The organism is Streptomyces sp. M92, from assembly GCF_028473745.1.
In the GTDB taxonomy this organism is placed as follows: domain Bacteria; phylum Actinomycetota; class Actinomycetes; order Streptomycetales; family Streptomycetaceae; genus Streptomyces.
In genome coordinates this window covers 1,526,025-1,547,878 of record NZ_CP101137.1, presented here as the reverse complement: position 1 = coordinate 1,547,878, position 21,854 = coordinate 1,526,025, and the positions used below count along the sequence as shown (strand labels likewise).

Below are 21,854 nucleotides of genomic sequence, written 5' to 3'. Positions count from 1 at the left end.
GGGGAGCCCCGGGTCGAACTCACCCTCCGTACACGCCTCGTCACGTGCGTCGGCTACGGCGCCAGCGCGTCGATCGCCTTCACGATCCGCTTGTCGGAGACGGGGTACGCCGTGCCCAGCGCGTGCGCGAAGTAGCTGACCCGCAGCTCCTCGATCATCCAGCGCACCTCCAGGACCTGCTGCGGCACCGGCCGGCCCCGCGGCATCTGCTCCAGCAGCCAGGCGTACTCGTCCCGCATCTCGTGGACCTTCTCCATCCGGGACGTGTCCCGCTGGACGCCGGTCGGCATCTGCTGCAGCCTCCGGTCCGCGGCGACCAGGTAGCGCATCAGGTCCGGCAGCCGCCTGATCCCGGCCTCCGTCACGAAACCGGGCTTCACCAGCGCGTCCAGCTGCCCCCGCACGTCCTGGAGGTTCGCCAGCAGCGCGGGGCTCCGGACGGCCTTCAGGCGCCGCTCGCACGCCTGCCAGGCCGCCAGCACCTGCCGCACCTGCCCCACCGTGCGAACGGTCGTGTCGACGATCTCCGCGCGGACCTTGTCGTAGAGCTTCCGGTACGACTCCTCGTCCCACGCCGGGCCGCCGAAGTCGGCGATCAGCTTGTCCGCCGCCGCCATGGCACAGTCGTCGAACAGCGCCTGGATGGAACCGTGCGGATTCGCGGACAGGTTCAGCTTCTGCTGGTTGGTCAGCTTCTCGGACGCGAACTTCGCCGGGTTGACCGGGATGTTGCGCAGGATCAGCCGGCGCGTGCCCTTCCACATCGCCTGCGCCTGCTCGGCCTCGGTGTCGAAGAGCCGCACGGAGACGGTGTCGCCGTCGTCGACCAGCGCCGGGTACGCCTTCACCGGCTGGCCCGCCCGGCGCGTCTCGAAGACCCGCGACAGGGTGCCGATCGTCCAGTCGGTCAGACCGGAGCGCTCCAGCGACTCGCCGCCACTGCGCACGGCGGTGGCCGCCGCGGCCTGCGACAGCGCCTTGCGCGCCTTCGGCCTCAACCGGAGCTTCAGCGCCTCGAGGTCCTTGTCCTCGGCCAGCTTGCGCCGCCGCTCGTCGACGATCCGGAACGTGATCCTGAGGTGGTCGGGGACCTTCGCCCAGTCGAAGTCCTCCGCGTCGAAGGGCACCCCCACCATGCGCTTCAGCTCCCGCGCCATGGTCACCGTCAGCGGCTCCTGGAGCGGTACCGCCCGCTGCAGGAACTTCTGCGCGTAGTTCGGGGCCGGGACGTAGTTGCGGCGGATCGGCTTCGGCAGCGACCGGATCAGCTCCGTGACCACCTGCTCCCGCAGCCCCGGGATCTGCCAGTCGAAGCCCTCGTCCGTCACCTGGTTCAGCACCTGGAGCGGCACGTGGACGGTCACGCCGTCCGCGTCCGCGCCCGGCTCGAACTGGTACGTCACCCGGAGCTTCAGCGGCCCCTGCCGCCAGGAGTCCGGGTAGTCGTCCTTGGTGACCGCGCCCGCCTTCTCGTTGATGAGCATCTCGCGCTCGAAGTCGAGGAAGTCGGGCTGCTCGTGCCGCTTGTGCTTCCACCACGAGTCGAAGTGGGCGCCCGAGACGACGTGTTCGGGCACCCGCTGGTCGTAGAAGTCGTACAGCGTCTCGTCGTCGACCAGGATGTCCCGGCGCCGGGCGCGGTGCTCCAGCTCCTCGACCTCGGTCAGCAGCTTGCGGTTGTCCGAGAAGAACTTGTGGTGCGTACGCCAGTCGCCCTCGACCAGGGCGTTGCGGATGAACAGCTCACGGCTGACCTCCGGATCGATCCGCCCGTAGTTCACCTTGCGCTGCGCCACGATCGGCACGCCGTACAGCGTCACCTTCTCGTACGCCATCACGGCCGCCTGGTCCTTCTCCCAGTGCGGCTCGCTGTAGGTGCGCTTGAGGAGGTGCCCGGCCAGCGGCTCCACCCACTCCGGTTCGATCTTCGCGTTGACGCGGGCCCAGAGCCGGGAGGTCTCGACCAGCTCGGCGGACATCACGAACCGCGGCGGCTTCTTGAAGAGCGCCGAGCCCGGGAAGATCGCGAACTTGGCGTTCCGCGCCCCCAGGTACTCGTTCTTCGCGCCCTCCTTCACGTCCTTCATTCCGACGTGGGAGAGGAGGCCCGCCAGCAGCGACACGTGGATGCGGTCCTCGGGGGCGTCCTGGTCGTCGAGGTGGATGCCCATCTGCTTGGCGACCGTGCGCAGCTGGGTGTAGATGTCCTGCCACTCGCGGATGCGCAGGAAGTTCAGGTACTCCTGCTTGCACATCCGGCGGAAGGACGACGAGCCGCGCTCCTTCTGCTGCTCGCGCACGTACCGCCACAGGTTCAGGAACGCCAGGAAGTCGCTGGTCTCGTCCTTGAAGCGGGCGTGCTGCTGGTCCGCCTGCGCCTGCTTCTCCGCCGGCCGCTCCCGGGGGTCCTGGATGGACAGCGCCGCCGCTATGACCATGACCTCGCGGACACAGCCGTTCTTGTCGGCCTCCAGCACCATCCGGGCCAGCCGCGGGTCCACGGGCAGCTGCGCCAGCTTGCGGCCGGTGTCGGTGAGCCGCTTGCGTACGTCCTTCTGCGCGGGGTCGAGCGCGCCCAGCTCCTGGAGGAGCTGCACGCCGTCGCGGATGTTGCGGTGGTCCGGCGGGTCGATGAACGGGAACTTCTCGATGTCGCCGAGGCCGGCCGCGGTCATCTGGAGGATGACGGAGGCCAGGTTGGTCCGGAGGATCTCCGCGTCCGTGAACTCCGGCCGGGCGTCGAAGTCGTCCTCGGAGTAAAGCCGGATGCAGATGCCGTCGGACGTACGGCCGCAGCGGCCCTTGCGCTGGTTGGCGCTGGCCTGTGAGATCGGCTCGATCGGCAGCCGCTGGACCTTGGTGCGGTGGCTGTAGCGGGAGATCCGGGCGAACCCCGGGTCGATGACGTACTTGATGCCGGGGACGGTGAGGGAGGTCTCGGCGACGTTGGTCGCCAGAACGATCCTGCGCCCGGTGTGCTGCTGGAAGACACGGTGCTGCTCGGCGTGCGACAGCCGCGCGTACAGCGGCAGCACTTCCGTGAACCGGTACTTCTTCTTCTCCAGCGCGTCCGCCGTGTCCCGGATCTCGCGCTCACCGGAGAGGAAGACGAGGATGTCGCCCTTCCCCTCGCCCATCAGCTCCTCGACGGCATCGGTGATCGCGGTGATCTGGTCCCGGTCGGCGTCGTCCCCGTCCTCTTCGAGGAGCGGCCGGTACCGCACCTCCACGGGGTACGTCCGCCCGCTGACCTCGATGATCGGCGCGTCGCCGAAGTGCCGGGAGAACCGCTCGGGGTCGATGGTCGCCGAGGTGATGACGACCTTCAGGTCCGGGCGCTTCGGCAGCAGCTGGGCCAGGTACCCGAGCAGGAAGTCGATGTTGAGGGACCGCTCGTGCGCCTCGTCGATGATGATCGTGTCGTAGGCGCGCAGCTCGCGGTCGGTCTGGATCTCGGCGAGCAGGATGCCGTCCGTCATCAGCTTGATGAAGGTGGCGTCCGGGTTCACCTGGTCGGTGAACCGTACCTTCCAGCCCACGGCCTCACCGAGCGGCGTGTCCAGCTCGTCCGCCACCCGCTCGGCGACGGTGCGGGCGGCGATCCGCCGGGGCTGGGTGTGCCCGATCATGCCGCGGACGCCACGCCCCAGCTCCACGCAGATCTTCGGGATCTGCGTAGTCTTGCCGGACCCGGTCTCACCGGCGACGATGACGACCTGATGATCGCGGATGGCGGCCGCGATCTCGTCCTTCTTCTGACTGACGGGCAGCTGCTCGGGATAGCTGACGGCGGGCACCCGCGCCCGACGCTCACTGACGCGCTGCTCGGCCTTGGCCACCTCCGCCTCGATCTCGGCGAGAACGGCGGCCCGGGCCTCCGGCTTACGGATCTTCCGCGCACCCTCCAGCCTCCGGCCGAGCCGGTGCGCGTCGCGCAGCGACAGCTCGGTCAGCCGAGGGGCGAGAGTGCCGAGAGTGGGGGCGGGATGCGTAGACATACGGGTTCCAGGATCTCATCCGACGGAAAAACCTGGCGAACGCTTTTGTCCACCGGACAGCGGCCGACACAACAAGGCCCCGATCCGAAGATCGGGGCCTTTGCTGTGGCTGGGGCCGGGGTCGAACCGGCGACCTATCGCTTTTCAGGCGATCGCTCGTACCAACTGAGCTACCCAGCCGCGAGGTTTCACGTGAAACCTCAGCGGTCCTGACGGGATTTGAACCCGCGGCCTCCACCTTGACAGGGTGGCGAGCACTCCAAACTGCTCCACAGGACCAAGCTTCGTACGACAGTGTCGCACATGTACTGCGTGCCCCCAACGGGATTCGAACCCGTGCTACCGCCTTGAAAGGGCGGCGTCCTAGGCCGCTAGACGATGAGGGCTATCGGCCCGCCTGGGCGCTTCTCAGCGCGTCGGGGACGTGAGAAGCATATGGGATGGCGGGAGGTATCGCCAAAACGGTTTACGGAGGGGTCGGGGAAGGGGCGGTGGGCGCGGGCGTGCTCCCCGTGGGTGAGGGGCCGGAACCGGTCGGGGACGGGGTCGCGCCGGGCTGGTTCTCCTTGGGGAGGTGGCGGCTGACCTCGGCCGTCGTCAGACCCAGGCCGCCGAGCTCGATCTCGTCCCACGCCTGGAGGCGCCGGCTGTCGCGGTCGAAGTAGAGGATCGACGCCTGGATCGGGTCGGGGTACTCGCCCTCGACCGCGCGCAGGCCGCTGCCGCCGGTGGAGCCCTCGATGCGCAGCCGGGTGCCGTACTCCATGACCTCCATGTCCTCGCGGTGCAGATGGCCGGCGAGCACCAGCGGTACCTCGCCGTCGACCTCGCGGGCGGCGGACGGCTCGTGGGCGATGGCGATGTCGACCGGCGTGCCCGCCGCGCGCTGGTCGCGCAGGGCGGAGGCGAGGCGGGCGCCGGCCAGTTCCTGGGACGCCTCGGCGCCGTCCGGCTTGGAGCGGTCGGGGGTGTACTGCGGGTCGCCGATGCCGGCGAAGCGCAGGCCCGCGACGGTCCGGGCGCGGCCGTCGTCGAGGACGTGCACGTTCTTCAGGCCCTGGAGGTACTTCTGGGTGACGCGGGAGTCGTGGTTGCCGCGGACCCAGACGTAGGGGGCGCCGAGGTCCTCGATGGGGTCCAGGAAGCCGTTCTCCGCGGCCGTGCCGTGGTCCATGGTGTCGCCGGAGTCGACGATCACGTTCACCTGGTACTGCTCCACCAGCGAGGCGATGATCTTCCAGCTCGCCGGGTTCAGGTGGATGTCGGACACGTGCAGGACGCGGATCGTGGTCGGGTCGGGCTGGTAGGCGGGGAGCGTGGAGGTGGCGTCGTAGAGCTTGGTCACGTTCGTGACCAGGCGGGCCAGCTCCTTCTGGTAGACGTCGAACTCGGTGACGATGCTGCGTGCGTCGCCGACCAGGGAGGGCGCGGAGGAGAGCAGGCCGGAGAACTTCGGCTCCAGGACGGAGTCGGGGTTCCAGGTGGCGTAGGCGGTGCCGCCGGAGGCGACCAGGAGGGTGAGGGCGAGTCCGCCGGCGGCGAGGGCGCGCCGGGGGCGGCGGTAGACGGCGAGGCCGAGGGCGGTGGCGCCGGTGACGACGGCGACGCAGGAGCGGACGGCGAGGTCGAGGGTGCCGCGTCCGACGTCCCGGGCAACCTCGTCCTGGAGGCCGGAGAGGCGTTCGGGGTGGTCGACCAGTGCGGCGGCGCGGTCGGGGTCGAGCTGGTCGACGTTGACGTCGAGGCGGACGGGGGCGACGTGGCTGTCGAGCCGGAGGGCGCCCAGCGGGGAGACGTTGATCTTCGTGCCGCCGCTGACGGACGGGCGCAGGGTCATCGTGGTGTCCATGGGGCCGACGGGCACGCGGACGTCGCCCACGACCAGCAGGCCGAGCCAGGCCCCGAGCAGCACGACGGAGACGAGTCCGGCGGCGCGGGTCCAGGGGCCCGACCGGGGCCGTGGCCGGAGGGCGAACTGGACCGCCGCGGGCGTCCGGCGGGTGCGGTGGGTGCGGTGGCGGTGGATGAGGGCGCGCGGCGCGTTGCGGATGGGGTTCATCACCTCGGCCAGGACGTGCTGGACTGCGGCGGGGACGCGGGCCATTGGTCCCGTATGCCCAAGGCCCGGGGCGGGTATGCGGCGGGCTTCGGTGCGGTCTGTGTCGTACCCCACGGTCGTACCCGACAATGGGCCCTGTGCTGGAGATGACGCGCGAGGAGTTCGAGGAACTGGTCGCAGAGGCCCTGGACCGGATTCCGCCGGAGCTGACGCGGCTGATGGACAACGTCGCGGTGTTCGTCGAGGACGAGCCGCCGGCCGACGATCCCGAGCTGCTCGGGCTGTACGAGGGGACGCCGCTGACGGAGCGCGGGGAGTGGTACGCGGGGGTGCTGCCGGACCGGATCACCATCTACCGGGGGCCGACGCTGCGGTTCTGCGAGACACGCGAGGACGTGGTCGCGGAGACCGAGGTGACGGTGGTGCACGAGATCGCGCACCACTTCGGCATCGACGACGCGCGTCTGCACGCCCTCGGGTACGGGTGAGCGCCGTCGCCCGGCTCGGGTACGGCTGACGCGCTCGGGTCAAGGTCCGCGGGGCGCGGCGCGTGTCCTCTTGTGGGTGACGGGAGTTGGGCACAGCGACTCCTGAGCCCCGGAGGTGGCCGCCCGTGCGCCCCTTGTACGTACCCGTCCGTCTGGCCGCCACCGCCGTGGCCGTCGCCGCTGCCGCCGGCTGTATGAGCGTCGGCGACGACGCGTCCGGCGGGGGCGCCAGGCCCTCGCACTCCGCCGGGGAGCAGGGCGGTGCGGCGCCGGACGGCGGGCCCGCCGTGTCGGGCGGCAACGTCGGCTACGGAGCGGCGGCGGCCGACGAGAAGCGCGGGCGCGGCAAGGGGAAGAAGGGCGAGGACGGGGACGAGGACGAGGGCAAAGGCAAGGGCGAGGACGGTGGTGACGGCGAGGAGCGGAAGGGCGAGTCCCCCGCGGCCGAGCCGCCCGCCGGTCTGACGCAGCCGCCGCCGGTGGAGGACGGGGACGACGAACCCGCGCCGACCCGGACGCCGCCCGTGCAGCCGACGCGGACGCCCGAGCCCGAGCCGACGCCGACCGAGGAGCCGCCCGCCTCGCCGTCGCCGGAGCCCTCGACGGCGGAGCCGTCGTCGTCGGCGCACCAGCCGCCGGGGACCCAGCTGGCGCAACGGGAGCCGGCGCCGACGGCCGGGGCACCGGCGTAGCGGACGGGGCCGTGGCGTGACGGACGGAGCAGGCGGCGTACCGGACGGGGCCGTGGCGTGACGGACGGAGCAGGCGGCGTACCGGACGGGGCCCGGCAGCCGGGCTGAGCTGGGCATGTGCTAGTCGGTCGCTGATCGGTTTGCCTTCTGGGGTGGGGGGTGCGTATGGTGGTAGATCGTTTGATCCCATTTGCCCGGCGCCACCGCAGAGCGCGCCGTGTGGCGCGTACTCTCCCCCTGCCGTGGTGGACCGCATCGAGGCGGTCGTATTGCGAATCGCGATTCACGGAGTTGACGGGCGCGTGCCGACGAGAGACTCCGGAAGGTTTCGCATTCGCATGTCCATGACCAGTACTGATCACGTCGTCGTGCCCGAGAACGCCGAGGGCGTAGAGGGCACCCCGGAGGCCGTCGAGGCCTCCACGTCCCCCGAGACCCCGCAGGCCCCCGAGGTCACCTTCGCGGACCTCGGCCTCCCCGAGGGCGTCGTGCGCAAGCTCGCGCAGAACGGCGTGACCACCCCCTTCCCGATCCAGGCCGCGACCATCCCGGACGCCCTGGCCGGCAAGGACATCCTCGGCCGGGGCCGCACCGGCTCCGGCAAGACCCTCTCCTTCGGTCTGCCGACGCTGGCGCAGCTCGCCGGCGGCCGCACCGAGAAGCACAAGCCCCGCGCCGTCATCCTCACCCCGACCCGCGAGCTGGCCATGCAGGTGGCCGACGCGCTCCAGCCGTACGGCGACGTCGTCGGCCTGCGGATGAAGGTCGTCTGCGGCGGCACCTCGATGGGCAACCAGATCTACGCCCTGGAGAAGGGCGTCGACATCCTGGTCGCCACCCCGGGCCGGCTGCGCGACATCATCAACCGCGGCGCCTGCTCCCTGGAGAACGTGCAGATCGCGGTCCTCGACGAGGCCGACCAGATGTCCGACCTGGGCTTCATGCCCGAGGTCACCGAGCTGCTCGACCAGGTCCCGGCGGGCGGTCAGCGGATGCTGTTCTCCGCCACGATGGAGAACGAGATCAAGACCCTCGTCGAGCGGTACCTGAAGGACCCGGTCAGCCACGAGGTCGACGCGGCCCAGGGCGCGGTGACGACCATGTCCCACCACATCCTGGTCGTGAAGCCCAAGGACAAGGCGCCGGTCACCGCGGCCATCGCCTCCCGCAAGGGCCGCACCATCATCTTCGTCCGCACCCAGCTGGGCGCCGACCGCGTCGCCGAGCAGCTGCGGGACGCCGGCGCCAAGGCGGACGCGCTGCACGGCGGCATGACCCAGGGCGCGCGCACCCGCACGCTGGCCGACTTCAAGGACGGCTACGTCAACGTCCTGGTCGCCACCGACGTCGCCGCGCGCGGCATCCACGTCGACGGCATCGACCTGGTCCTGAACGTGGACCCGGCCGGCGACCACAAGGACTACCTGCACCGCGCCGGCCGTACGGCGCGCGCGGGCCGCACCGGCACCGTCGTGTCCCTCTCCCTGCCGCACCAGCGCCGCCAGATCTTCCGGCTGATGGAGGACGCGGGCGTCGACGCCACGCGCCACATCATCCAGGGCGGCGCGGCCTTCGACCCGGAGGTCGCCGAGATCACCGGCGCCCGGTCGATGACCGAGGTCCAGGCCGAGTCCGCGGGCAACGCGGCGCAGCAGGCCGAGCGTGAGGTCACCCAGCTCACCAAGGAGCTGGAGCGGGCCCAGCGCCGCGCCACCGAGCTGCGCGAGGAGGCGGACCGCCTCGTCGCCCGGGTCGCGCGGGAGCGCGGCGAGGACCCGGAGACGGTCCTGGCCGAGGTGGCCGCCGCGACCGAGGCCCAGGCCGAGGCCGTGGTGCCCGAGCAGCCGGGCGCGCGGGACGTGGAGAAGACGGAGAGGCCGGAGCGGAGCGGCGGCAACGGCCGGGACCGTTCCTTCGACCGCCGTGACGAGCGCCGTGACGACCGTCGCGACGAGCGTGGTGGCCGTTCGTTCGAGCGCCGTGACGAGCGTGGTGGCCGTTCCTTCGACCGCCGTGACGACCGTGGTGACCGTGGCGGCTTCCGCCGTGACGACCGGAACGAGCGTGGTGGCCGTTCGTTCGAGCGCCGTGACGAGCGTGGTGGCCGTTCCTTCGACCGTCGCGACGACCGTGGTGACCGTGGCGGCTTCCGCCGTGACGACCGGAACGAGCGTGGTGGCCGTTCGTTCGAGCGCCGTGACGAGCGTGGTGGCCGTTCCTTCGACCGTCGCGACGACCGTGGTGGCCGTTCCTTCGACCGCCGTGACGACCGTGGTGACCGTGGCGGCTTCCGCCGTGACGACCGGAACGACCGCCGTGACGACCGTGGCGGCCGCTCCTTCGAGCGTCGCGACGAGCGTGGTGGCCGTTCCTTCGACCGCCGTGACGACCGCGGCGGCCACCGCGGCAGCGACCGTCCGTACAACCGCGACCGCCAGGGCGACCGTCCCGGCTTCCGCTCCGGCGGGCACGACCGCCCGTACGGCCGCCGCGACGACCACCGCGGTTCCTCCTTCGGCCGCCGTGACGACAAGCCGCGCTGGAAGCGCAACGGCTGACGCGACGGCTGACGCGACGGCCGACGCCGAGTAGTACCGAGCGCCGTGGCCTCCGCCCTCACCGGGCGGAGGCCACGGCGCTTTCGCTTGCCGCGCTCCGGACTGGCTTTCGGCCATGGAGTGACGCATGTCACGTCCCCCGCAGGGAAATTGCTGGGGGCATGACAGATGACGCCAAGGCGAGCGGGCTTTCGGACGAGGAACGGCTGGCCCAGCTCGGCTACACCCAGGTTCTGGCTCGCCGCATGTCGGCGTTCTCCAACTACGCGGTCTCCTTCACCATCATCTCGGTCCTCTCCGGCTGCCTGACCCTCTACCTCTTCGGCATGAACACGGGCGGCCCCGCGGTCATCACGTGGGGCTGGGTCGCCGTCGGCCTGATGACCCTCTTCGTCGGCCTGGCGATGGCCGAGATCTGCTCGGCGTACCCGACCTCGGCGGGCCTGTACTTCTGGGCGCACCGCCTCGCGCCGCCCCGTACGGCCGCCGCCTGGGCCTGGTTCACGGGCTGGTTCAACGTGCTCGGCCAGGTCGCGGTCACCGCCGGCATCGACTTCGGCGCTGCGTCCTTCCTGGGCGCCTACCTGAACCTCCAGTTCGGCTTCGAGGTCACCCCCGGCCGCACGATCCTCCTCTTCGCGGCCATCCTGATCCTCCACGGCCTGCTGAACACCTTCGGTGTCCGCATCGTCGGCCTCCTGAACAGCATCAGCGTCTGGTGGCACGTCGTCGGTGTGGCGGTGATCGTCGGGGCGCTGACCTTCGCGCCGGACCGGCACCAGTCGGCGTCCTTCGTCTTCGGCGAGTTCGTCAACAACACGGGCTGGGGCAGCGGCGTCTACGTGGTCCTCATCGGCCTCCTGATGGCCCAGTACACCTTCACGGGCTACGACGCCTCCGCCCACATGACCGAGGAGACGCACGACGCGTCGACGGCGGGCCCCAAGGGCATCGTCCGCTCCATCTGGACGTCCTGGATCGCCGGCTTCGTCCTCCTTCTCGGCTTCACGTTCGCCATCCAGTCCTACGAGGGCGCCCTGACGTCCCCCACCGGCGCGCCGCCCGCGCAGATCCTGCTCGACGCGCTCGGCGCCACCGCGGGCAAGCTGCTCCTCCTCGTCGTCATCGGGGCCCAGCTGTTCTGCGGGATGGCCTCGGTGACGGCCAACAGCCGCATGATCTACGCCTTCTCGCGCGACGGGGCGCTGCCCTTCTCGCACATCTGGCACACGGTGAGCCCGCGCACCCGCACGCCGGTCGCGGCCGTCTGGCTGGCCGCCCTGGGCGCACTCGCCCTGGGCCTGCCCTACCTGATCAACGTCACGGCGTACGCGGCGGTGACGTCGATCGCCGTCATCGGCCTCTACATCTCCTACGTCATCCCGACCCTGCTGCGGGTGCGCAAGGGAGCCGCCTTCGCCCGGGGCCCGTGGCACCTGGGCCGCTGGTCGCAGGTGGTGGGCGTGGTCGCGGTGACGTGGGTCTGCGTCATCACGGTCCTGTTCATGCTGCCGCAGGTCTCGCCGGTGACCTGGGAGACCTTCAACTACGCGCCGGTCGCCGTCCTGGCCGTCCTCGGCTTCGCCGCGACCTGGTGGCTGGCCTCGGCCCGCCACTGGTTCCTCAACCCCGACCACGAACGCACCCGGGCCCGCGCGGCGGCCCGCGCGAACGCGCCCGAGCCGGTGGACCCGTGACACCGCCGCGATACGACGAGCGCGACGCGGCCGTGACCGCGATACGACGAGCGCGACGCGGCCGTGACCGGGATACCCGATCGGAGTCCCGGCCGCGTCGGGCTATGCTCGGTATGGCAACATCACGCAACACCGCGCGGCACCCCCTGGGCCCTTAGCTCAATTGGCAGAGCAGTGGACTTTTAATCCATTGGTTGTGGGTTCGAGTCCCACAGGGCCTACCGGCCGGACCCCAGCTCACAGAGTGAACGAGCTGGGGTCTTTGTCATGCGCACCAATGCCCAGCTGTAGAGTCCCTCGTCATGCGTGCAACTCCCCCCGGTCCGGACGGGGTTGACCTCCGCCCCCGCATAGTCACCCCGCGCCGCCTCGGCGCCGCCGCCGTGGTCTACGGCGTCTTCGTCGCGGGCTGGTACCTGGGGCAGCCGGTGACCCCCGAGTGCCGCGTGGACCAGGCCGCCCTCGACCGGGCCGCCGAACGGTACCGCCCCGAACCGTCCCCCACGCCCTCCCCCACACCCTCGGCCGGCCCCGCCGGCATCCCCAGCCCGTGGGCGTACTCGGACTTCTCGGTCGAGTCCGGCCGCGCCACGATGGCCGTCACGATCACCTCCTACGCCGTCGCCTGCACCAACGACACGAGCGAACGCCCACGCCTCACGGCGTGGTTCGGGGGCGAGCGGGGGTAGACGGGGTGCCCACCTGGATGGCCCTCCGCCGCGTCGGCAAGCACCGGGCCGGGGCGGCGAGACGAGCGTCGTCGAACTCGACGGCGTGCGCGCGGTCCGTACGGAGCGGACGGTCGCCGCCGACGCCCCGGCCGGCGGCGAACTCGCCTCGCGCCGCGTCGACTACGTCGTACCCGTCCCCGAGGACCAAGGCCGCTGGCTCGGCGTCGTCTTCTCCACTCTCGGCGCGGGCGACCCCGAGGACGCGATCGCCGACCTCTTCGTGGAACTCTTCGACGCGATGATGACCACCTTCCGATGGAGCCGCGCGTGAGCTGGCCGCATGTGGACTACGACACCGACCTGTGGATGAAGCTCCCGGACACGTGGGAGACGACCCCCTGGAAGGGCCCCAAGCAGTGGGCCCGCCACATGTCCGAGGCGTGGTGGGGCGACAGCGACCTCGATCCGACCCGCAAGGACCTCAAGGGCCTGGCCGCCACCCTGCAAGCCTGCGCCGAGCAGTTCCCGGGCAGCCACCCCGGCTTCGACGTCTACCTCCACCTGCCGGACCCGCGGCTCATGCCCCTGCCCGTGTACGTCGGGGCCTTCGAGGCGGACGGCGACCGGGACGAGAACCTGCGGGCACTGGTCACCACGGAGGACCCGTACCTGGTGGAGAAGGCGGTGGTCGAGGACTTCACCACCGAGCCGCTGGGCACCGGTCTGCGCTCCCTGCGCTACACGCAGACGGAGGAGGACCGCACGATCGTCGCGGGCGTGCGGTACGCCTGGCGTGTGGAGGAGGCCGGCTGCGACGTGCTGGTCGTCGTCGCGGCCCCGGACCCGCGCCGGGTCCTCGGCGCCATGGACGACGTCGACGCCTTCGCCGGGCGGATCAGCGTGCCGGTGTAGCACGCGATTCGGGGCACCCCTCCGGCTGCCACTCGCCTCCGTCCTGCCGTTCCCCGGGTCCGAACTGGCAGGATGGGCGGGCACGCCGTGTCCACACGGCGGGTCGGGCGGGATGGAGAGTGTTCACCGGTGTCGTCTGCGGAAGTCCGGGGCGTGGAGCCGCCCGCATCGTCCGAGGAGAGCGCGTCGCCGCGCCAAGTCCGTCGCAGCGCTCTACGCGGCCGACCATTGACAGCGGTCTTCACGGCCCCACCCGAGTTCACCGTGTTCCACGGCCGCGCCGAGATCGGCCGCACCGACCCGGACCTGCTCACCGAGCACGTCGAGGGCCCACGCAAATTGCTGCTCGCGGGGCGCAACTGGCTGGTCACCTACATCGACCGGAACCGAAAGCGCTGCTCCGTGGAACCGGCCGACGAGGGCGGACGCGCACGGTGGAGCGGTTTCGCGACCGTTCGTGTCCGTTCCTTCCATCCCGCCCGCGCCGCCCGCGACGTCCTGCTCGGAGAGGACCCGCCGGTACGGCTGACGCCCCGCGCGGCCGCCGCACTCGCCGAGGCCCACGACAGGCACCTGCACACCGTCCACCCCGGCGGAACTCTCGTCACCCGGCACACCGAAGGAGACATCCGCTGGTGGACCTGGGCGGGCCACCGGGCCAACGCCACCCTCGCCGCGTCCCTGTCAGCCGTCGTCGTGCCGCATCGGCGGGCCCACGACCAGTGGGTGCCGCTCCGGGAGGACGTCACCCCCGCAAGCTGGGCCGCTGCCGTCCCCCAAGCCCCCTCGGGGCTGTGCCTGCCCGAGGTGGACGAGCGGGCCGGGCGCGGCCTGAAGTTCGCGGAGGCACTGCCGGCCCGGCTCGCGGTGGCGACGCTCGCCGCCCGTACCGCGGACGTGCCCCATGCCGAGGAGGCCCTGGCCGAGCCGGTGCGGTTCGCCCGTCTCACGGGCACGTAACGGTCCTCGGCAGCCCCTCCCAGTCCGTCCATCCGTCCGTCCGTCGGAGCGCCAGCCATGCCCCTTCCCTACGTCCTCCTCTCCGCCGCCGTCTCCCTGGACGGCTGCCTGGACGACACCGGCCCCGAACGGCTCCTGCTCTCCTCGCCCGCCGACTTCGACCGGGTCGACCAGGTGCGGGCGTCGGTCGACGCGATCCTCGTCGGCGCCGGCACGATCCGGGCCGACAATCCGCGGCTGCTGGTGAACTCCCCCGAGCGGCGGGCCGCCCGGGTCGCGGCGGGGCGGGCGGAGTACCCCCTCAAGGTCACCGTCAGCGCCACCGGCGAGCTGGACCCGGCGGCCAGGTTCTGGCACACGGGCGGGGAGAAGGTACTGCTGACCACGGACGAGGGCGCCCGGCGGGCCCACGCGCTCGGGATCGCCGCCGACGTCGTGCCGCTCGGTGCCGTGCTCGACTGGCGGACGGCGCTGGAGTACCTGCACGACCGGCGAGGGGTGGAGCGGCTGATGGTCGAGGGCGGCGGGACGGTCCACACCCAGCTGCTGCGGCAGGAGCTCGCCGACGAACTTCAGCTCGTGCTCGCGCCGCTCCTCGTGGGCGACCCGGACGCGCCCCGGCTGTTCGGGCCCGGCGGGTACCAGAGCGGGCGGCTCAGGCTGGTGGAGGCGCGGCGCATCGAGGACGTCGTACTGACGCGGTACCTGCCGACGGCGCCCGGCACCGGCCACCGGGTGACCGCCGCCGACCGGCACTGGCTGGCGCTCGCCTGCGAGCTGGCCGAGCTGTGCCCGCCGTCTCGGACGGCGTTCAGCGTGGGGGCGGTCGTGGTCGCCGCCGACGGCACGGAGCTGGCGCGGGGGCACTCGCGGGAGGGCGGGGACGCCGTGGTGCACGCGGAGGAGGCCGCGCTGGCCAAGACCGGCCCGGGCGACCCGCGGCTGGCCACGGCCACCGTGTACTCCAGCCTGGAACCGTGTGCCCGCCGCGCCTCCCGGCCGGCCCCGTGCGCCCGGCTGATCCTCGACGCGGGGGTGCGCCGCGTGGTCACGGCCTGGCGGGAGCCGGACACCTTCGTGCCGGGCGCGGACGGCAGCGGGGTGCTCGCCGCGCAGGGCGCCACCGTCGTCGTACTGCCGGATTACGAGGGGCGGGCGAAGGCGCCGAACCGCCATCTGGAGGGGTAGGGAGATACGGATGTGCATTCCGCCCCCCGGATGACGTACAGTGGTGAACACAACGACGCGGGGTGGAGCAGCTCGGTAGCTCGCTGGGCTCATAACCCAGAGGTCGCAGGTTCAAATCCTGTCCCCGCTACTGAAGGCCGAGGGCCGGAATCCATGAGGATTCCGGCCCTCGGTGCGTTCACCCGGTCGGCCCTCACGACTCGCCCCCCGCCTCCACTCCCGCAAACCTGGAGGGCCAGGCGGCAAGCGGCGCGGACGTGCGGGGTGGCGGGAGACGAGTGGTGCGGCCAGGTGACGTGGACGACGAGGGGGCGTACGCCAGGGCCGGCGGCCGGCTCCCCGGCGATCCCGTGCCCGACCCCGGACTGGGCGTCACCGCCGGCGTACTGCCGCCCGGGGAAGAGCCGCGCCGCCGGGCCCCCTACGGGCGGGTCCTGGTACGCGCGCTGCCCGTCCTGCTGATCGTCGTCGCCGTCCTGTACGACATCCTCACCCCCCGCTACTTCACCGCGGGCCCCCTCTACACGGCCGCGCCCCTGGTCGCCGCCGCGGTCTACTCGCGGCGCGGCACGGTGCTCACGAGTGCCGCCGTGGTCGCCGCCGTCGTCGGGCTCCAGCTGACCAAGGAGGTCATCCACTACGTCGACTCCCTCACGGAGCTGATCACCATCACGACGGTGGCCGTGCTCGCCGTCCTCGTCAACGCCTTCGTGCGCCGCACCGGCGAGCGGCTCGTCTCCGTCCGCGAGATCGCCGAGGCCGCCCAGCGGGCCGTGCTGCCCGAGCCCGCCGAGCGGATCGGCGGCTTCGAGATCGCCGCCTGCTACGAGGCGGCGCAGGCCGACGCCTTCATCGGCGGCGACCTGTACGCCGTGCAGGACAGCCCGCGCGGCATCCGGCTCATCGTCGGCGACGTGCGGGGCAAGGGCATGGGCGCGGTCGCCGCCGTCGCCGTCGTGATCGGCGCGTTCCGGGAGGCCGCCGAACAGGAGGCGACACTGGAGGCGGTGGCCCAGCGGCTGGAGCGGGCGCTGGCCCGCGAGGGCACCCGGCGCGACGGGCTGGACGCCTTCGAGGGGTTCACCACCGCCGTACTCGCCGAACTCCCGCACGGCGACGGCGTCGTCCGCGTCCTCAACCGGGGGCACCCGCCACCGCTGCTGCTCTACGCCGACGGCACCCTGCGCCTGCTGCCCGCCCGGGAGTCGGCGCTGCCGCTCGGGATGGGGGAACTGGGCGTGTGGCCCGACCGGGCGGAGGAGGCCCCGTTCCCCGGCGGGGCCACGCTGCTGCTCTACACCGACGGACTGTCGGAAGCCCGCGACGGCCGGGGCGAGTTCTACGACCCGCACGAGCGGCTGGCCGGCTGTGTGTTCCGGCACCCGGAAGACCTGCTCGGCACCCTCGCCGAGGACGTGCGCAGGCACTCCGGGGGCGGCATGGCCGACGACATGGCGCTGCTCGCCGTACGACGGCCCTGACCACGGCCCGTGACGGGGCGAGCGCCCTGCGCATAACAACTGACATACCGTCAGGTGTGGTGCTTGCGGAAAGGGGTGCCGAAGGGGCGCTGAGGAGGGGTCAACTCGTGCGGATTTCACCGTTCATGAGGCCTGTGTCACCCCGGGTTCTGTTAATGATCAAGCGGAACGGCTTGGAATCCGAGGCCCCCGTCTATTAACGTTCGATAACGCAGCGCGGTCGTCCCAGCCGTCACAGAAGGCGGCTCCGTGCGCACGCGCCGAATCCCGCGAGGGAACCGGGGAACCACCACTTGGGGTGAATCGGGCGTATGACGCCGTGCCAGGCACGGCGGATATACGCGCGTAGGAGACCTTCCTGCTCCGAACCCGTCAGCTAACCCGGTAGGCGAAAGGAAGGAAAGGAGTACGCCCACGTGGCGTCCAACCGGCCTGCCCCCGAGGCCCCGTTCGTGCCCAGCGGGCACGACACCGACACCTTCGGCTACGACGTCCACCGCGCCGAAGAGGGCCCCTGGGAGGAGTGGAACCCCACCGCGGAGTCCATCCGCCCCGTGCGCGGCCGGCACCGCGTCGCCAAGCAGCGCGGCGGACTCGCCCGCAGCTCCACCGTCCTCGGCGTCGGTGTCATAGCCGCCGTCGGCGCCGGCGGCATGGCCAGCGCGCAGACCGGCAAGCCGCCGGTGTCCATCTCCATGCCGGACATGCCGAACGTCGGCTCGATCCTCTCCGACGAGGAGCCCGAGCCCGAGGGTTCCGCCACCCCGCTCAGCGGCATCGCCGCCGCCTCCGCCGGCACGGGGGAGGAAAGCGGCACCTCCGACGCGGGTGAGTCGCTGCGGGCGCGGATCATGGCACAGGCCGAGCAGCAGCAGGCCCAGGTCGAGAGCAAGGCCGCCGCCGAGGCAGCGGCCGCCGCCGAGAAGAAGGCCGCGGAAGCCGCCGCCAAGGCGGAGAAGGAGGCCGAGGCCGAGGCCGCCGCCGCCAAGAAGAAGGCGGAGGAGGAAGCCGCGAAGAAGGCCGAGGCCGAGCGGCTCGCGAAGCTGGCCAAGCAGTTCACGCTGCCCACCTCCTCGTACACGATCTCCTCCACCTTCGGGCAGGCGGGCCCCTACTGGTCCTCCGGCCACCACACCGGCCTCGACTTCGCCGCCCCCACGGGCACGCTGCTCAAGGCGGTGCACAGCGGCACCATCACGTCGGCCGGGTACGAGGGGTCGTACGGCTACAAGACCGTGCTCACCCTCGACGACGGCACCGAGATCTGGTACGCCCACCAGTCCTCGATCAGCGTCAGCGTCGGCCAGAAGGTCACCACCGGCGACGTCATCGGCCGCGTCGGCGCCACCGGCAACGTCACCGGCGCCCACCTGCACATGGAGGTCCACACGGCCGGCGGCGGCAGCCTCGACCCGATGGCCTGGCTGCAGAGCAAGGGCCTCACCCCCTGAGCCACACCGCACACGCCGGTCGTCACTCCTGATCCCCGGCGGTCCTGACGGCGACCCCCCGACGTCAGGGCTGCCGGTTTGCGGGATTTTTGCCCCGCTGCCGGAATCCCGGGATCCGCCGGGCTCGTTGACGCAGTACATGACTCCTCTGCGCAAGCTCGGCTCCTCCGACCTGAAGGTCTTCCCCCTCGCCCTCGGCGGCAACGTCTTCGGCTGGACCGCCGACCAGGACACCTCCTTCGCCGTCCTCGACGCCTACACCGCGGCGGGCGGCAACTTCGTCGACACCGCCGACTCCTACTCCGCCTGGGTCGACGGCAACAGCGGCGGCGAGTCCGAGACCGTCCTCGGCAAGTGGCTCGCGGCCCGCGGCAACCGTGACGACGTCGTCCTCGCCACCAAGGTCAGCCAGCACCCCGACTACCCGGGACTGAGCGCCGCGAACATCAAGGCGGCCGCCGACGCCTCGCTGCGCCGCCTGGGCACCGACCACATCGACCTCTACTACACCCACTTCGACAAGCCCGAGGTGCCGGTCGAGGAGATCATCGGCGCGCTCGACGAACTGGTGCGGGCGGGCAAGGTCCGGCACATCGCCGCCTCCAACATCTCCGCCGAGCGGCTCGCCGCCTCCCTGGACTTCTCCGACCGGGAGGGCCTCGCCCGGTACGTGGCACTCCAGCCCCACTACAACCTGGTCTCCCGCGACACCTACGAGGGCGGACTGCGCGACCTCGCCGAGCGGTCCGGTCTGGCCGCCGTGCCCTACTACGCCCTCGCGTCCGGCTTCCTCACCGGCAAGTACCGGCCCGGCGCGACCGTCGACAGCCCGCGCGCGGGCGGCGCCGCCAAGCACCTGGAGAGCGAGCGCGGGCAGCGGGTCCTCGCGGTCCTGGACGAGATCGCCGAGACCCACTCCGCCCCCGTCGCCACGGTCGCCCTGGCCTGGCTGGCCGCACAGCCGACGGTGGCCGCGCCGATCGCGTCCGCGCGCACGGTGGAGCAGCTGTCGGCGCTGCTGGGGGTGGCGGAGCTGACCTTGACGGAGGACGAGACCGGGCGGCTGACGGAGGCGTCGGCCTGAGGCAGGCTACGGCCGGTGGAGGTGGGGCCGGGCGTACGGCGGGTACGGGTACGAGGGCCGGGCCGGCACGGCGTACGGGGCCGGTGACGGGGCCGCCGCGAAGGCCGGAGTCCAGGGGCCCGCGTAGCCGTACGTGGCGTGAGCCACGGTGGCGCCGTACACCCCGGGCGCTCCGGTCACCCCGGACCCGGGCCAGGGGGCGACGGGCGGGGGAGCGGTGGCGCGGGCCGCGTGGTCCAGTGCCGGACGTGCCACCTCGCGGCGCTGCCACAGGGCGCCCAGCAGTTCCCGTTCCCGTACGGCGAAGCCGGCGCCCGCGCGGCCCGCTCGCCCCCGCTGCCGCAGGAACGCCAGCGAGGTCGCGTACGCCTCGTACTGCGCCACCGCCCGCGCGGCCTGCTTCCCGGCGTGCCGACGGGCGTACTGCCGGGCGAGTCGGCGGGCGTGCATCGAGCCGAGGGCGTGCGGCTCCGCCGGGGCCAGCCAGCCGGCCATGACGTAGGCGGGCAGCTCGGTGCGCACGGTGCGCAGTTCGCGCTGCCGGGTCCAGATCACCAGCCAGGTCAGCAGGCCGAAGCAGGGCACCATGAACGCCCCGTACACGGCGAGGAAGCCGTACTCGCCGAACGCGGCCGAACCGTTCCACAGCGCGTGCACGCCCATCGCGAGCAGCAGGCCGGCCGACGGCAGCAGGGCGCGGCGCAGGCGGTGCCGGCCGGTGGAGAGGGCGGCGATGCCGAAGCCGATGCCGGTGAGCACGGTGAACAGCGGGTGGGCGAAGGGCGATATCACGACGCGGACGAAGAAGGTCGCGGCGGTGACGGAGGCGAGGCCGCTGTCGCCGGTGAGCTGGTCGGTGCCGAAGGCGTTGCCCAGGTAGAGGATGTTCTCGGTGAAGGCGAAGCCGGTGGCGGTGACGCCGGCGACGACCACGCCGTCGACGATGCCGGTGAAGTGGCGCCTGCGGAAGAGGAAGACCAGGAGGACGGCGGCGGCCTTGGCGGACTCCTCGACGACGGGCGCTATGACCGTGGCGCCCAGGGTGTCGGCCCCGGCCGGGTCGGCGGTGGCCGTGGCGATCCATCTCGTCGCGAAACTGTTGGCGATGATCGCTATCAGGGCGGCGGCGCAGGCGCCCCAGGCGAAGCAGAACAGCAGGTTCTGCCAGGGGCCGGGCTCGACCCGGTCCAGCCAGCGGAACGCGGCGACGAGCAGCGGCACGGGCAGCACCGCGAGGCCGAGTCCCACCAGGAAGCCCTGGGTGCCGGTCTGTTCACGCACCAGCGCCAGGATCACCAGGCCGGACGTCGCCAGCAACGCGGCCACCGCCCCGTAACGCACCCAGGCGCGCTGCCACCAGTGCGGACGCGGCGGATTCGTCGGATACGGGGGACAGGTGGCCACGGCATGGACCCTAACCGGTGGAGGCTGCTCCGGGTGCTGGTCGCGGGCGGTTCGCGGTGCTACCCGGTGTGCTGTACGCGGCGGAAGAGCAAGTCGTTCACCACATGACCCTTGTCCAGTCCCTGGCCCTCGAAACGGGTCAGCGGCCGGTGGGCGGGACGCGGCGCGAATCCGCCGCCGGGCGCGGTGTTCTCGAAGTCGGGGTGCGCGGTGAGCACCTCGAGCATCTGCTCGGCGTACGGCTCCCAGTCGGTGGCGCAGTGCAGGACGGCCCCCGGTGCGAGCCGGGTCGCGGCCAGGGTCAGGAACTCCGGCTGGATCAGGCGGCGCTTGTGGTGCCGCTTCTTGGGCCAGGGGTCGGGGAAGTAGACGCGCAGTCCGGCGAGGGAGTCGGGGGCGAGCATCTCACGCAGGAGGATGATCGCGTCGCCGTTGCCCACCCGGACGTTGGACAGGCCGTTCCGCTCCGCGAGACCCAGCAGGTTGCCCTGGCCCGGGGTGTGGACGTCCACGGCGAGGATGTCGGTGCCCGGGTCGGCGGCGGCCATCTGCGCGGTGGCCTCGCCCATGCCGAAGCCGATCTCCAGGACGACGGGGTGGTCGTTGCCGAACAGCTCACCGAGGTCGATGACCCGCTGCCCGTCGATGTCCAGCCCCCACAGCGGCCACAGCCGTTGCAGCGCGTCCGCCTGCCCGGCGGTCACCCTGCTCCGGCGGGGCTGGAAACTCCGGATCCGCCGCTCGAAGTGCGACCCGGCCGGGTCGGCCTTCGGCCCGTCGGGGAACCGGGGCTCACCCTTGGCCCGGGTGTGCCGGACGGAGTCGCCGGGATGCGGTGCGGCTGGCTGGGGGGCGTCGGAGGCGCTGCGGAAATCAGACACAGTGCCTTCGATTTTACGGCCGTACGCGTCCTGGCCGGGCGGCCCGGGGGCGGTGCCCTCCGCGCGTCTGTCCGCGGGCCTGCCACGCCTTGGCCTTAGTGGCCCCGGCTTGGGTGTGGCCTGCGGTTCTGGTGTGGTCTCTGGCTTGGGTGTGGCATGCGGTTCTGGTGTGGTCTCGGCTTGGGTGTGGTCCCCCGGCTTGGGTGTGCCCCCCGGCTCGGCTACGCCCCAGGCGCGGGCATGCCCCTCGCGTGGATGGGCCTCCGGTATGGGCCCCGGGCTCCGGCGTGCCCCCTACCGGGGCCTGTGGGGCCGGGAGGCTTCTTCGGC

General features: G+C 72.0%; 16 protein-coding genes, 5 tRNA genes and 1 riboswitch. Of the genes, 14 read left to right on the top strand and 7 right to left on the bottom strand.

Annotation, left to right across the window (positions count from 1 at the left end):
• Window positions 1-53: 53 nt before the first annotated feature.
• The 5 genes from hrpA to M6G08_RS06910 all read right to left on the bottom strand — a co-directional run bounded on the left by hrpA (window position 54) and on the right by M6G08_RS06910 (window position 6,102).
• Window positions 54-3,998, bottom strand: a complete 3,945-nt coding sequence (gene hrpA, locus M6G08_RS06930) for an ATP-dependent RNA helicase HrpA (protein WP_272586304.1) — start codon at window positions 3,996-3,998, stop codon at window positions 54-56.
• 106 nt (window positions 3,999-4,104) lie between these two features.
• Window positions 4,105-4,178 (bottom strand) — tRNA-Phe (locus M6G08_RS06925).
• 24 nt (window positions 4,179-4,202) lie between these two features.
• Window positions 4,203-4,277 (bottom strand) — tRNA-Asp (locus M6G08_RS06920).
• Between the two features lie 34 nt (window positions 4,278-4,311).
• Window positions 4,312-4,384 (bottom strand) — tRNA-Glu (locus M6G08_RS06915).
• 80 nt (window positions 4,385-4,464) lie between these two features.
• Complete coding sequence (locus M6G08_RS06910) at window positions 4,465-6,102, bottom strand: metallophosphoesterase family protein (protein WP_272586303.1); 1,638 nt, start codon at window positions 6,100-6,102, stop codon at window positions 4,465-4,467.
• A 92-nt stretch (window positions 6,103-6,194) separates the two neighbouring features.
• Here M6G08_RS06910 and M6G08_RS06905 point away from each other — a divergent pair, with 92 nt between their 5' ends.
• From M6G08_RS06905 to M6G08_RS06840, 14 genes are all read left to right on the top strand, one after another.
• Entirely contained in the window at window positions 6,195-6,545 is a 351-nt protein-coding gene (locus tag M6G08_RS06905) for a metallopeptidase family protein (RefSeq protein ID WP_043383624.1), read from the top strand.
• Between the two features lie 125 nt (window positions 6,546-6,670).
• A complete protein-coding gene (locus M6G08_RS06900) occupies window positions 6,671-7,237 on the top strand; it encodes a hypothetical protein (protein ID WP_272586302.1) in 567 nt (188 codons plus the stop codon).
• Window positions 7,238-7,575: 338 nt separating this feature from the next.
• Complete coding sequence (locus M6G08_RS06895; protein WP_272586301.1) at window positions 7,576-9,795, top strand: DEAD/DEAH box helicase; 2,220 nt, start codon at window positions 7,576-7,578, stop codon at window positions 9,793-9,795.
• A 161-nt stretch (window positions 9,796-9,956) separates the two neighbouring features.
• Window positions 9,957-11,492, top strand: a complete 1,536-nt coding sequence (locus M6G08_RS06890) for an amino acid permease (protein ID WP_272586300.1) — start codon at window positions 9,957-9,959, stop codon at window positions 11,490-11,492.
• Window positions 11,493-11,640: 148 nt separating this feature from the next.
• Window positions 11,641-11,713, top strand: a tRNA-Lys gene (locus M6G08_RS06885).
• 81 nt (window positions 11,714-11,794) lie between these two features.
• Complete coding sequence (locus M6G08_RS06880) at window positions 11,795-12,181, top strand: hypothetical protein (RefSeq protein ID WP_272586299.1); 387 nt, start codon at window positions 11,795-11,797, stop codon at window positions 12,179-12,181.
• A gap of 85 nt (window positions 12,182-12,266) precedes the next feature.
• A complete protein-coding gene (locus tag M6G08_RS06875; RefSeq protein ID WP_272586298.1) occupies window positions 12,267-12,494 on the top strand; it encodes a hypothetical protein in 228 nt (75 codons plus the stop codon).
• Window positions 12,491-13,075, top strand: a complete 585-nt coding sequence (locus M6G08_RS06870; protein WP_272586297.1) for a hypothetical protein — start codon at window positions 12,491-12,493, stop codon at window positions 13,073-13,075. Before M6G08_RS06875 ends, M6G08_RS06870 begins: the two co-directional genes overlap by 4 nt.
• A 228-nt stretch (window positions 13,076-13,303) precedes the next feature.
• Window positions 13,304-14,035, top strand: a complete 732-nt coding sequence (locus tag M6G08_RS06865; protein WP_336298984.1) for a hypothetical protein — start codon at window positions 13,304-13,306, stop codon at window positions 14,033-14,035.
• 57 nt (window positions 14,036-14,092) lie between these two features.
• Entirely contained in the window at window positions 14,093-15,223 is a 1,131-nt protein-coding gene (locus M6G08_RS06860) for a dihydrofolate reductase family protein (RefSeq protein ID WP_272586296.1), read from the top strand.
• 56 nt (window positions 15,224-15,279) lie between these two features.
• Window positions 15,280-15,353 (top strand) — tRNA-Met (locus M6G08_RS06855).
• 166 nt (window positions 15,354-15,519) lie between these two features.
• Window positions 15,520-16,704: a PP2C family protein-serine/threonine phosphatase gene (locus M6G08_RS06850; RefSeq protein ID WP_272586295.1), complete on the top strand. Its 1,185-nt coding sequence runs from the start codon at window positions 15,520-15,522 to the stop codon at window positions 16,702-16,704.
• Window positions 16,705-16,952: 248 nt separating this feature from the next.
• Window positions 16,953-17,110, top strand: a riboswitch (cyclic di-AMP (ydaO/yuaA leader).
• Window positions 17,111-17,120: 10 nt separating this feature from the next.
• Window positions 17,121-18,155, top strand: coding sequence for a M23 family metallopeptidase (locus tag M6G08_RS06845; RefSeq protein WP_272586294.1), 1,035 nt, complete (start codon window positions 17,121-17,123; stop codon window positions 18,153-18,155).
• Between the two features lie 139 nt (window positions 18,156-18,294).
• Window positions 18,295-19,239 (top strand): aldo/keto reductase, encoded by a 945-nt coding sequence (locus M6G08_RS06840; RefSeq protein ID WP_272586293.1) that lies wholly within the window; start codon window positions 18,295-18,297, stop codon window positions 19,237-19,239.
• A gap of 6 nt (window positions 19,240-19,245) precedes the next feature.
• Here the strand turns inward: M6G08_RS06840 and M6G08_RS06835 are convergent, their stop codons facing one another.
• Both M6G08_RS06835 and trmB read right to left on the bottom strand, forming a co-directional pair.
• Complete coding sequence (locus M6G08_RS06835; RefSeq protein WP_272586292.1) at window positions 19,246-20,643, bottom strand: PrsW family intramembrane metalloprotease; 1,398 nt, start codon at window positions 20,641-20,643, stop codon at window positions 19,246-19,248.
• Between the two features lie 59 nt (window positions 20,644-20,702).
• Window positions 20,703-21,524 (bottom strand): tRNA (guanosine(46)-N7)-methyltransferase TrmB, encoded by an 822-nt coding sequence (trmB, locus tag M6G08_RS06830; RefSeq protein WP_272586291.1) that lies wholly within the window; start codon window positions 21,522-21,524, stop codon window positions 20,703-20,705.
• Window positions 21,525-21,854 lie beyond the last annotated feature (330 nt).